The 12,710-nt window shown below is 26.4% G+C and carries 13 protein-coding genes; 10 read left to right on the plus strand and 3 right to left on the minus strand.

What is annotated here, in order from left to right; genetic code table 11:
* Nucleotides 1-396: 396 nt before the first annotated feature.
* From NSA50_RS07710 to NSA50_RS07725, 4 genes are all read left to right on the plus strand, one after another.
* A complete protein-coding gene (locus NSA50_RS07710; RefSeq protein ID WP_257444232.1) occupies nucleotides 397-1,707 on the plus strand; it encodes a sodium-dependent transporter in 1,311 nt (436 codons plus the stop codon).
* 217 nt (nucleotides 1,708-1,924) lie between these two features.
* A complete protein-coding gene (locus tag NSA50_RS07715) occupies nucleotides 1,925-2,287 on the plus strand; it encodes a GntR family transcriptional regulator (protein ID WP_257444234.1) in 363 nt (120 codons plus the stop codon).
* A 3-nt stretch (nucleotides 2,288-2,290) separates the two neighbouring features.
* A complete protein-coding gene (locus NSA50_RS07720; RefSeq protein ID WP_257444236.1) occupies nucleotides 2,291-3,166 on the plus strand; it encodes an ATP-binding cassette domain-containing protein in 876 nt (291 codons plus the stop codon).
* The gene (locus NSA50_RS07725; RefSeq protein ID WP_257444238.1) at nucleotides 3,166-3,930 is read left to right on the plus strand and encodes a hypothetical protein; all 765 of its coding nucleotides are present in this window, start codon (nucleotides 3,166-3,168) and stop codon (nucleotides 3,928-3,930) included. Before NSA50_RS07720 ends, NSA50_RS07725 begins: the two co-directional genes overlap by 1 nt.
* 48 nt (nucleotides 3,931-3,978) lie before the next feature.
* Here NSA50_RS07725 and trhA read toward each other — a convergent pair whose 3' ends face one another.
* Nucleotides 3,979-4,626, minus strand: coding sequence for a PAQR family membrane homeostasis protein TrhA (gene trhA / locus NSA50_RS07730; protein WP_257444240.1), 648 nt, complete (start codon nucleotides 4,624-4,626; stop codon nucleotides 3,979-3,981).
* 210 nt (nucleotides 4,627-4,836) lie between these two features.
* Here trhA and NSA50_RS07735 point away from each other — a divergent pair, with 210 nt between their 5' ends.
* From NSA50_RS07735 to NSA50_RS07755, 5 genes are all read left to right on the plus strand, one after another.
* Nucleotides 4,837-5,421, plus strand: a complete 585-nt coding sequence (locus NSA50_RS07735; RefSeq protein WP_257444242.1) for a DUF1836 domain-containing protein — start codon at nucleotides 4,837-4,839, stop codon at nucleotides 5,419-5,421.
* A gap of 10 nt (nucleotides 5,422-5,431) precedes the next feature.
* Complete coding sequence (locus NSA50_RS07740; protein WP_257444244.1) at nucleotides 5,432-7,132, plus strand: ABC-ATPase domain-containing protein; 1,701 nt, start codon at nucleotides 5,432-5,434, stop codon at nucleotides 7,130-7,132.
* A gap of 310 nt (nucleotides 7,133-7,442) precedes the next feature.
* Nucleotides 7,443-8,207 carry a hypothetical protein gene (locus NSA50_RS07745; protein ID WP_257444246.1) on the plus strand — a complete coding sequence of 255 codons (765 nt, stop codon included), beginning with the start codon at nucleotides 7,443-7,445 and terminating at the stop codon, nucleotides 8,205-8,207.
* Between the two features lie 22 nt (nucleotides 8,208-8,229).
* Nucleotides 8,230-8,772 (plus strand): sigma-70 family RNA polymerase sigma factor, encoded by a 543-nt coding sequence (locus NSA50_RS07750; protein WP_195263925.1) that lies wholly within the window; start codon nucleotides 8,230-8,232, stop codon nucleotides 8,770-8,772.
* A gap of 120 nt (nucleotides 8,773-8,892) precedes the next feature.
* Nucleotides 8,893-10,065, plus strand: a complete 1,173-nt coding sequence (locus NSA50_RS07755) for a serine hydrolase domain-containing protein (RefSeq protein ID WP_257444249.1) — start codon at nucleotides 8,893-8,895, stop codon at nucleotides 10,063-10,065.
* Nucleotides 10,066-10,127: 62 nt separating this feature from the next.
* Here the strand turns inward: NSA50_RS07755 and NSA50_RS07760 are convergent, their stop codons facing one another.
* Complete coding sequence (locus NSA50_RS07760) at nucleotides 10,128-10,778, minus strand: DUF305 domain-containing protein (RefSeq protein WP_257444251.1); 651 nt, start codon at nucleotides 10,776-10,778, stop codon at nucleotides 10,128-10,130.
* Between the two features lie 139 nt (nucleotides 10,779-10,917).
* Complete coding sequence (locus NSA50_RS07765; protein WP_257444253.1) at nucleotides 10,918-11,607, minus strand: YjjG family noncanonical pyrimidine nucleotidase; 690 nt, start codon at nucleotides 11,605-11,607, stop codon at nucleotides 10,918-10,920.
* Nucleotides 11,608-11,835: 228 nt separating this feature from the next.
* Between NSA50_RS07765 and NSA50_RS07770 the strand changes: the two genes are divergently transcribed.
* Nucleotides 11,836-12,525 carry a helix-turn-helix domain-containing protein gene (locus NSA50_RS07770; RefSeq protein ID WP_257444255.1) on the plus strand — a complete coding sequence of 230 codons (690 nt, stop codon included), beginning with the start codon at nucleotides 11,836-11,838 and terminating at the stop codon, nucleotides 12,523-12,525.
* Nucleotides 12,526-12,710: the final 185 nt, after the last annotated feature.

The raw sequence follows: 12,710 nt of genomic DNA on the forward strand, positions 1-12,710 counted from the left end.
ATTTAGAAAATTTAATGGAAACATAGTAAATTATTTAAATATTGTACTTTATAGGGGTTGATACTTATATAATAGGGTGCTAATATTTACTAAAATGTAGTTTGGGAGAATAAGAATGAGCAAAAGAATTAACTTTAAAGAAATAAAAGTTAATATGAATTATTATTATAGCTATTATAGATAGGACTTGTATTTATAAAGTAATTATAGATGCAAGCCGTAAGCAAGATTTAAGGTTTGTGTCTATGATGGTTATAAATATTAATTATGCTCAGATTTATAGAGATAATTTAACCACATAGATAAATGCTATGTGGTATTTTTTATTCCTGTTTATTTACCACATAGTAGAGACTATGTGGTTTTTTTATATATAAATAAGGAGGAATGTAGGTTATGGAGAAAAGAGAACATTTTACAAGTAGGGCAGGATTTATAATATCTTGCATTGGAGCAGCTGTAGGGCTAGGTAACATTTGGATGTTTCCATATAGGCTAGGACAAAATGGAGGAGCAGTATTTTTAATACCATACTTTATATTTGTATTATTACTTGGTTCTATAGGTCTTATTACAGAATTTACTTTTGGAAGATCAGCTCATGGAGGATCATTAACAGGAATAAAATATGCATTTGAAAAAAAGGGCAAAAAAGGTGGAATATTAATAGGAGCAATACCAGCAGTAGGATTGGCAGGAGTTTTTATGTTTTATAACGTAGTTGTAGGCTGGATTATTAAATATTTTACTTTAAGTACAACAGGAGAAATAAATAAGATACAGATAGATAGCTTCTTTAATAATTTTGCAGGAAGTAAGGAAACTATATTATGGAATGCAATTGCTATATTTATAGCTCTTATTATAGTAATTATAGGGATCACAAAAGGAATAGAAAAGGCAAATAAGATAATAATGCCATTACTTTTTATAATTTTTATATTATTAGCTTTTAGATCATTAACTTTACCAGGAGCTATGAAAGGAGTTAAATACTTATTAACACCTAAGTGGGAATACTTATTTAAAGTTAATACGTGGGTAATGGCTCTTGGGCAAGCATTTTTTACAGTATCACTAAATGGATGTGGTATGGTTGTATATGGTAGTTATGTAGAAAAGGATATGGATATACCAAAATCAGCAATTAGTACAGCAATATTAGATACTATATCTGCATTATTAGCTTCATTTGTTATAATGCCAGCAGTATTTGCATTTGGCTTAGATCCTATGTCAGGACCACCATTGTTATTTATAACACTACCAACTATATTTAAATCAATGCCAGCAGGTCAAATACTATCAATGTTATTTTTCTTAAGTGTAATATTTGCAGCTGTAAGCTCATCCATAAATATGTTGGAAGGACCAGTAGAAGCTTTAATGTCCCAAACAAAATTAAGTAGAAAAAAGGCTACAATTTTAATATCAATTATATTATTTATACTATCAATACCATTAAATTTAAATATGAATTTATTTAATAATTTTGCAGATTTTATAACAATAGTTATATCTCCACTTGGAGCTTTGATAGTACTTATAGTCTTCTATTTTATGAGAGATAAAGGAGAAGTTTTAGAAGAAATAAACATGGGGGCAAGTAAGAAGGTTAGAAATAAATTTTTATTATTTGCTAAGTATGGTTTTACGACTATAACAGCATTAGTTATAATACTTGGAATAATGTATGGTGGTATATAGTAGATTATTAAATTTTAAATCCAATAAAGAAGATGATGTTTATTAAAATGGACCCTATATAAATAGACACTGATAAAAGAGAGTCTATATATAGGGTCTTTTTTTAGTTTCCAAGTATTGACAACAGGTCTCGAAAGATATGTAGTTAATTACATGAGTAATGAACCAAATAACATAATTCACATATATTATATTAGAAAGTTAAAAGGAGGTAGCTATGAATTTAGATTTTTCTAGTGAAATACCTATATATATTCAAATAGCGCAATCAATAGAAGATGGAATTTTAAATGGAGTTTTTAATGAAGATGAAGTAATACCATCAACAACAGAAATATCTGTAAAATTCAAAATTAATCCAGCAACTGTAGCGAAAGGCTTTAATTTATTAGTAGATGAAGGAATTATTTATAAAAGAAGAGGTGTTGGAATGTTTGTTTCAAGTGGAAGCAAAGAAAAGTTAATACAAAAGAGAAAAGATAAGTTTTATTCTAATTATATAGTTTCATTAATTGAAGAAGCAAAGAAGCTTAATATTTCTACTACAGATATTATAGAAATGATAAAGAGGGGGGAGTAGTTAATGGCACTAATAAAAATATCTAATTTAAACAAGTTATATGGAAAGAATAAAGTTCTAGATAATGTTTCATTAACAATAGAGGAAAATAAGATATATGGATTATTAGGAAGAAATGGTGCAGGAAAAACAACTTTACTAAATCTTATAACTAATAGAATATTTCCGACTGAAGGTAAAATTACAATAGATGGTGAGGATGTTATAGAAAATGATAAGTTGAATGATAAGATTTATTTTATGACAGAGCAAGATTTATACCCGCCAAGTTTAAAAATTAAGTATTTATTTAAATGGACAAAAGAGTTTTATAATAATTTTGATATGGACTATGCATTAAATTTAAGCAAAAAGTTTGGACTTAATGTTGATAAAAAATTTAAAGATTTATCTACTGGATATTCTTCAATATGCAAAATAATAATAACTTTATCATCAGGAGCTGAAATATTACTTTTTGATGAGCCAGTCTTAGGATTGGATGCAAATCATAGAGATATGTTTTATAAAGAACTAGTTGCAAATTATATAGATAAGCCAAAGACTATAGTGCTTTCGACTCATATTATAGAAGAAGTTTCAGAGATTTTGGAAAAAGTAATAATAATTAAAGATGGGAAAGTTTTAGGTGATAGAGAAGTAGAAGGCTTACTAGGAGAAGCTTACTTAGTATCGGGTGCCGCTGATAAAGTTGATAAATATTTAGCAGGCAAGAATTGTATTAATATAGAAACTATAGCTGGATTTAAGGAAGCTACAATCCTTGGAGGATTAACTAAAGAAAGTAAAAAGGAAATAGTAGAATTGGGATTAGAAATTTCAAAAGTTGAACTTCAAAAATTGTTTATTCATTTAACAGGAGAGGAGGAAGTTAAATAATGAAGGTGAAATCAGTAGTTAAATATAATTTAAGCTCTTTAAAAAATTCAATATTAATGTTTTATTTTGTATTCATTTCGATATGCGTTCTCCTTACAATACTTTCTTATAATAGTGATGGAGCGGTATCATCATCAGGAATAGAGCTTTCTTCTGCAATATTTATATTTGTTGTGGGATTAAATATGTTTAAGGAAAATTTTTATTTTATAAAGGGAAATAACTTATCTAGAAAGAGTTACTTTTATGGAACAGTATTATCAATGGTTCCAATATCTATAGGGATGTCATTTATAGATGTAATTCTAAATAGAATATATAACATTTTTGTTAATTGTCCAACTAATTATGACATGATATACACTGATTATATTAATATTTCTAATTATGCTAATAATGGTTGGATTCAAAGTAATAGTATAGAAACGCTTTTTAATACGTTTTTATTTCAAGCATCCTTATATTTAATGGCATTTATTTTAGGGTTTGTAATAACTATGCTTTATTATAAATGCAATAAATTAATGAAGACTGTAATATCTATTATTCCAATATTATTAATCATAACGGTTAATATGGGATTTTATATAATAGCCTTAAACTTTCCATATTTAACAGGTAAAATTGGAGAATGGGTATTTTATATTTTAGGGATTTTACCTAGAAATGTATATATGACTATCTCAACTTTTAGCATTATATCTGTAGTATTAGCTACAGTGGCATATTTATTAATAAGAAAAATGAGAATAAAAGAAAAATAGTATAAATAAAAAAATGAAATCCTAATTAATAGGATTTCATTTTTTTATTTATATGAGATATGTGAAAACACATATGAAGTGACTTAAGCTTCCTAAGATAATAAATATATGGAATATTTCATGAAAACCAAACTTACCTAATTGAAGTTTTTTAGGCTTTATTCCATATATAACACCACCAACAGTGTAAAGAACGCCTCCAAGTACTAATAAAAATAAGCTTATTGGACTAAGTACTTGTGATAATGGTTTAATCATAAATATAGCGGCCCATCCTAGGCCAATATAAAGAGCTGTTTGTAACCATCTTGGACAATTAAACCATAACATTCTAAATAATATGCCAGCTAAAGCTATAGACGCTATAGTTGTAAAAAATACAGTTCCTTTTGAACCACCAAGAGCAATTAAGCAAAATGGTGCATAAGAGCCAGCTATTAAAATAAATATCATAGAATGATCTAATTTTCTAAGTCTAAATATTACTTTTTCACTTGTTATTACGCCATGATAAGTTGCTGAAACACTATATAGTAAAATTAAGCTTATACCAAATATAACTACAGAAACAATTGCTACATTAGATGCATTATTAATTAATCCTTTTGTTAACATTGCAATTAATGCAAATAGTGATAAAATTGCGCCAACCCAATGAGTTAAGCTATTTATAGGTTCTCTTAAATGCCTTTCCAAAACAAACACCCCTTTATACGTAGTTTTAAAAACTACGTATTGTTATTATTATATTAATAATATAGATTAAAAAAGTCAAAGTCTATAATACCTTAAATTTTTAGAAAAATTTATATATTTTATTAAATTCCTTGAAATATCTAGCTGATACTAGTATATTTAAATATAGATATATTAATAGGTAGTTTATAAAACTACATGGAGGTACATATGGATATTAATGAATTAAAAGAAAAGTTTACTGAACTAAATTTGCAAAATCAATTAACATTAGATGAGATGCCTGAGATAGATTTATATATGGATCAAGTAACGCAGCTTTTTGATAGTAAGTTTAATGAAACTAAAAGAAATGAAGATGATAAGGCGTTAACTAAAACTATGGTTAACAATTATGCTAAGGGTAAACTTTTGATGTCTGTAAAAAATAAAAAATATAGTAAAGAACATTTAGTTTTAATGAGTCTTATTTATAATTTAAAAGGAGCATTATCAATAAGTGATATAAAGAGTTCATTAAATAAGATAGTTACATCATTAGAAAATGAAGAAGATTATCCAATAAGAGATTTATATAAGGTATATTTAAAGCAATATGGTGAGGATTTAAAGGACGTAGAAAATTCCATTGAAATAAAATATAATAGCATTGAAAATATGATAGAAAAAGAAGGAAAGTTAAATTCTGATGAATTTGAAAAAAACTTTTTACTGCTTAGTTCATTTATTAATATGAGCAATATGTATAGAAGAATGGGTGAAAAGTTAATAGATGATTATTTTAATAAGTTATAAGAGGTAGTTTATGAGAGATTATAGTATTTTAAAAGAAGAATTAAGAAAAATAGATGGCAAAGGATATAAAGCATATAAGGATTTACAAGGAGAATATGATTTTAAAAATTATATTTTATGTATTGACCATGTTCAAGGAGATCCATTTGCATCTCCATCAAGAGTTAGGGTTATCATTGATAAAAAAACAGCTAATTTCCCAGAAAATTTATTAGATAAAAAATATAAGAGAATTGCAGTTTCGGATTTTATAACTAGATTATTTTATTCAAACATAAACAAGTATAGTGAAAAGATATTTGGATCAGGAAAAAGTGGGTTAATTACAATAAGCAAGTGTCCTCAAGAGATATTAGAAAGAACTTCAATAATAATAAATAAAGATAATATAGAAGCAAGATTTTATGTTGGATTCCCAGCTAGAGGAAGAAGTGTATTGGCTAAGGAATTAGAAAAGATATTATACAATATTGTTCCTAGTATAGTAGAAAGCACATTAATATACACAAATATTAATAAAAATAAGCTTATGGATAGAGTTAAATTAATAGAAGATCAAGAATACATTAGAGCTAACCTTAAGAAAAATAAATTAATTGCTTTTGTAGCAAATGGCTCTATACTTCCAAGAGAAAGTGGAGTTTCTTCAAAGCCATTAAAAAATGCTAAAAAATTTGAATCCCCTAAAAGCCTAGAGGTAGAATTTAATTTACCAAATAGAGGCTCAATAAAGGGGATGGGAATAAAAGAAGGAATAACACTAATAGTGGGTGGAGGATATCATGGGAAATCTACCATTTTAAATTCATTAGAACTTGGAGTATATAATCATATCGAGGGTGACGGAAGAGAATTTGTTATAACTGATAATACATCTGTTAAAGTTAGAGCAGAAGATGGAAGAAGTATTAAAAATACAGATATATCATTGTTTATAGATAATCTGCCAAATGGAAAAGACACAATAAAGTTTACAACTGAAAATGCTAGTGGAAGCACATCACAGGCAGCAAATATAATAGAAGCAATTGAAAGTGGTTCAAATACATTATTAATTGATGAAGATACATCTGCAACTAATTTTATGATTAGAGATGACTTAATGCAAAGATTAGTTTCAAAAGAAAAGGAGCCTATAACTCCATTTATAGAAATAGTTAAGCCATTATATAAACAAAAAGATATTTCTACGGTTTTAGTAATAGGAAGTTCTGGAGATTATTTTGATGTAGCAGATTGTGTTATTCAAATGGATAATTATGAAGCAAAAGATGTAACTAAAGAAGCAAAGTCATTAATGAGAGGCGAAATAAATAAAAGAATAGAAGAAAAAGATATAAAAATAAATATAAGTTTTGATAGGAAAGTACAAAGAGGAACTATAGAAAGTACTTATAAAGGTGTAAAAATCAAAACTATGGGACTAAGCTCAATTATTATAAATAAGGAAAATATAGATTTAAGATCTGTTGAGCAAATAGTAGATAATGAGCAACTAAATTCAATTGGTGCTATTATGAAGTGGGCAGAAGATAATATGATGAAGAAATCATTACCTTTTGAAGAAATGATTGATTATATATATGAAGAGATAAATAAAAAAGGATTAATTTCTATAGATAAGATATATGGGGGATCTGGTAGCTTATCAATGCCAAGAAAACAAGAAGTTATGGCTACGTATAATAGATATAGAAAGCTTATATTATAAGAGGAATCATTAGTATATAAATGCTATTTATATACTAATATAGGAATAAGCTGTATCAAAATAGATTTTGATATTAGCCGATGAAAAGTGAAGTTTTAATTAAAACTTCACTTTTGGCATATATATAATAGATAAAAATTTCCATTTAATTTTGGAAATTTATTTAAGTAAGTAAAATCAATGGTTTGATAGGGTATCACGTTTCGTGATACCCTTTAGAAAATTTAATAGAGGAGTTTTTGTAAATTTTGTCCAAAATGAACACTTAAATTGCGTATATAGTATAAATAAAAAAATAGGAGTGTTTCTTATGAGGGAAAAGGAGATATTTAGGGAGTTTAATGGAATTAACTATAAAGAAGAAGAAATTAATGAGTATATGAATTTTGCAGATATAGCGAATGGAAAATTAAGTAAAATAACGAGTGATATTAGAACAAAACTTGCTAAGAACAAGCTTAGAGAAGTTGGGATTTATGTTGAGGAAAATATTTTAGAGAAAGATGAAGTTGTAGAAAAAGTGATAAAGGGAACGGATATTGATATGCTTATGGCAGCAACAGCGGTTAATGTTGTTATGCCAATTCCATTTATGACTGGTGATGGCTACTCTTTTAATAGATTAATTTTTTGTACAAACAAAAGAATTATAATAGTGAATGCAAATTATCATAATAGTATGCAAGGAGTTAAGATATATAATAGAGAAGATATTAAACAGATAGATATGGGAAAAGAGATAAAGAAAAAATATAGATTTAAAATACTTTTAGACTTAAAGAGATATAAATCAAAGCGATTTAAAGTTGTTCTAAAATTTCTATTCCAAGTATTTTGTGTATATTTAATATCAAATGTATTTTCCAAATTTGCTTATATACTTTCAGATAAATCTAACTTTATAAGGATAACTATATTCATGATTTCTATTATAGCTTTTTTATATTTCTTTACTACAAGGCGAAGTCTTAACACAGAATTATTAATCGAATTAAGTGATGGAAAATTTTATGATTTATTAATTAGAAATACGGATTATAAAGAAATACACGAATATCTTTCGAGTATAAATTAATTTTTGGTAGGAGGACATTAGTTTGAATGATACAGATATTGTTTTAGGTATAATAAACAAAGATGAAAAAGCCTTAACTGAGCTAATAAACACTTATGGAAAATTAATTTATGGAGTAATAAATAAGATATTAAATAGTTATGTAGAAATGAATGAAATAGATGAATGCTTTAATGATATTTTAATAAGTCTTTGGAGAAATTTAGATTGCTATGATAGTGAAAAGGGAAGTTTAAGAAATTTTTTAATATCAGTAGCTAAATATAAGGCTATTGATTATAAAAGAATAATTAAGAAAAGCAATATATCATTAGAAATTAAAGAAGAGTTAGTAGAGGGTTCTTTTGAAGATAGCTTAGAACTAGATAATGATGGATTTTTTCATTTATTAAAGAGCTTAAAAGAAGAAGATAAAAATATCTTTATAAAAAGATATTTACTTGATGAGACAGTGGAAAAAATATCAGGAGATTTGGGGTTAAGTAAAGATTTAATTTATAAAAGAATAGCTAGAGGAAGAGAAAAAATTAGAAATAATATTGATAAAGAGTATAAAAATTTATGATAAAGTAGTTAAATATTTTAGGTTAATAACTTATCCTATAGATTATAAAATGGTCTATAGGATATTTATTTTTAACTTAATAAAAGATAGATTAATAAATGCTATAAAGGGAGAGATTTTATGTTTTCATATAAAGATACCATGGATAAGTTAATCAAAGATGAAGTAGATAGTGGAAATGTTGTTGGAGCAAATGTATTGGTTATACATAATGGCAATGAGATGTATCATAACACATTTGGATATGCTGATAAGGAAAATAAAATTCAAATGAAGAGAGATACAATTTTTAGAATGTATTCTATGACTAAGCCAATTACTGCAGTAGCTACAATGATTTTAGTAGAACGAGGAGAAATTGATTTGTGGGACCCTGTAAGCAAGTACATACCTGAGTTTTTAAATCAAGTGGTATATACTTCAGATGGGAAATTAGTTCCTGTAAAAAGAGAGGTTAACATTCAAGACTTACTTAATATGACTTCTGGAATTCCATATCCAGATGAAAATCATGAACCAGGAAGGCAAATAAAAAAATTATTTACTGGTTTCATAGAAAGAAGAAAAAGAGGAGATTCTCCTGATACTATGGAATATATAAAAGCTATTGCAAAGGTTCCTTTATTATTTCATCCAGGAGAAAAGTGGATGTATGGATTATCTGCGGATATATTAGGAGGAATAATAGAAGTAGTATCAGGTAAGAAATACGGACAGTTTTTGAAGGAAGAATTATTTAATCCATTAGATATGATGGAAACAGGTTTCTTTGTACCAAAAGATAAGCTAAATCGTTTTGCAAAAAATTATAAATGGGATGAAGAAGTAGAAGAACTTTCCGTATTTAATATTAGTCATTTAGGTGAGTATTATGGAGAAGATGTAGAATTTGAATCTGGTGGAGCAGGACTTGTATCAACTATTGATGATTACAGCCATTTTGCTATGATGATGGTTAATAAAGGTGTATATAACGGAAAACGTATATTAGGACGTAAAACAATAGAGTTTATGGCACAAGATAAATTGACTTCAGAGCAAAAGGTTAATTATCAAGGTGATGGGGTAAGGGGATATGGTTATGGTTCCTTAATGCGTATTTTAATAGATAAAGAGGAAGCGGCTACTAATGCAAGTCTTGGTGAATTTGGATGGGATGGATGGACAGGTAACTATGTTATTATGGACCAAAAGGAAAATATAGTGTTTATGTATTTTATTCAAAGATGTGATTCAGGAGTTACCCCAGTTGTTAGAAAGCTTAGAATGGCTACTTATGCAACTTTAGAATAACAAAATAGTAGATAAAATTGTGTTTAAACAATTTTATCTACTATTTCTTAAAACAAATATTTCTAAAACTTTTTTAATAGTGCTGTCATTTCTTCAACACCTTTACTTTGTGTAGTTACAATATTTTCAGCTAGTTTTCTAAGTTCAGGATCTTTTGTATATTTTAAAACATCTTTTGCCATGCCAATAGCCCCTTCATGGTGATATATCATTTCTTGAAGAAAGTTAGCATTAATATCGTTGGTTATTTCAACATCTTGCATTTCCTTAAACATCTTATCCTTCACTTTATTATATTCTTCTAGATATTTCTCAGAGTCCGCTTTGCTTGAAGGTTTCTCTTTTTCAAATTTAGCTTTTAGCTCTTGCATAATTGGAATTTGAGCTTCTTGAGAAGTAATGATATTTTCAGCAATTTTCTTAACTTCTGGGTTAGAACTAAATTTAACGATTGCTTTTGCCATATTTATGCCACCCTCATGATGAGGTATCATTTCTAAGACAAAGTCTAAATTAACATTCCCAGTATTAGGAGCAGCATTCATAGCATTCATCATATTTTTAAATATAGTTTGATATTCTTCATTATATCCTTGTTTTACTTCAATAGTGTTGGAACTATTAATAGCACTAGAAACATATTGAATTGGTGAAACTAAGCTAGCGTTTGTAAGTGATGTTGATATTAATAGTGATAAAAGTAAAATTTTCATAAATATCCTCCTAAGATTTATTCCTAGTTATTATTTCATAAAAAAATAAATATATACTAAGAGTAACATTAGTCATCATAGTACACTAACTTAAATGAGATTTGATATATACATAAAAATATAAGACTTTTATATGTTTTTATTTTCCTAAAACTTCATAAAGGTCTAATAACTCAGAGATTTCATAAGTAGGTTTAAGTGTAGTTTTGTTTAAAATTTTATTGGGGTTGTACCAACATGTATCTATTCCAAAGTTCACTCCACCTTGAATATCTGATGTTAGACTATCACCTACCATTAAGACTTTACTTTTATCATTATAATTTAAATTATTCAAAGTAATTTCAAATATTTTAGGAGTTGGTTTTGATATACCTACTTCTTCTGATATTACAATGTCATCAAAGTATTTAGCTATACTAGATTTTCTTATTCTATTACTTTGAACATCAGAAAGACCATTAGTGATAATGGCTAGTTTATAATTTTTGCTTAATGTTTCTATAATGTTGGCACTTTCACCATATAGGAATGATGAATGAGATAAATGTTTTAAATACGATTTAGAAAATGAAATTTCATCAAATTTTATTTTTAGTTTGTTAGATAATCTTCTAAATCTCTCAACCTTTAACTTTTCTTGGGTAATAAGACCACACTCAAATTCCTTCCAAATAGCAGTGTTGATATCAGAATAAATTTTTAGGTGATAATCTTCTCTATAATCTATATTAAATTCTAAAATTGCTTGTTCAAAAGCATATTTTTCAGACTTTTTAAAATCAAATAATGTTTCATCTGCATCGAATAATATAACTTCATATTTCATAAAAATCCTCCAAGTATTCATTTACATAATTAAAATATAGCATATAATTTTATAATTACGCCATTAAATTTAAATAAAGATAATATTTAATAATATACCACTAATACTAATTATTTTGGTTATTAATTAAAGTATATATAATATAATTTTAAAATTTACAATCTTTTATAATTAAACTACAATATTTATATTGGTTACGACATGACATATGTCATTATAGGAGAAATTATGAGAAAAATATCAGATAAAAATCTTTTGAAATATTATATAAACAAACATAGTATAAAAGATATATTAGATGAAGAAATTATAGAATACGTTCAGCTTCATCTTTTTGAGAATGAAGAATATATATTGCGAGCAGAAGATGATCTTGAATATTATTATTTACTTGTAGATGGTAAGATAAAGGTATCTTATCTTTTTGAAAATGGTAAATCAATGTTTTTAAAATTTTATAGTAGCTTTAATTCAATAGGAGACATAGAATTGTTAAAAAATACTAAGATACTTTGTAATATTAATGCTATAGATCATGCATATTTAATAGCAGTACCAGCAGATATACTTAGAAAGAAGTTTATGGGAAATATTAAATTTGTAAGGCATATAGCAGATTCTTTAAGTGACAAACTTTATGCAACTATCAATAATAGTTCATATAATTTTGTATATCCACTTATAAATAGACTGGCAACATATTTAGTTGAGCATATTAAAGATAAAGATTATATAATTTTAAATTCATCTTTTCTAGAAATTTCACAGTTCTTGGGTACAACTTATAGACATTTAAATAGGACTTTTAAAGAGTTAGAATTAAAATCGATTATAAGATGCGATAATAAAAAAATATACATTTTAGATGAAAAAAGGCTTAGAGAATTATCAAAGAGTATGTTTATAAAATCATTATAATACTTTATAAAGTAAGTTTAATTGTATTTAGGTTATAAGCTTAAATATATAAACAAGAAAAGCTTAGTAATAAGAATATCAAGTTTTTCTTGTGCTATATTATTTAATTTAGAATTGTAAAAGTACCGTAGTAATTTTAAATTGAAGCATAGTTTTCAGTTGCGATACAAATGAAATAACTTAAT

The sequence above is a fragment of the Clostridium mucosae genome (genome assembly GCF_024622765.1).
Taxonomy (GTDB): Bacteria; Bacillota; Clostridia; order Clostridiales; family Clostridiaceae; genus Clostridium.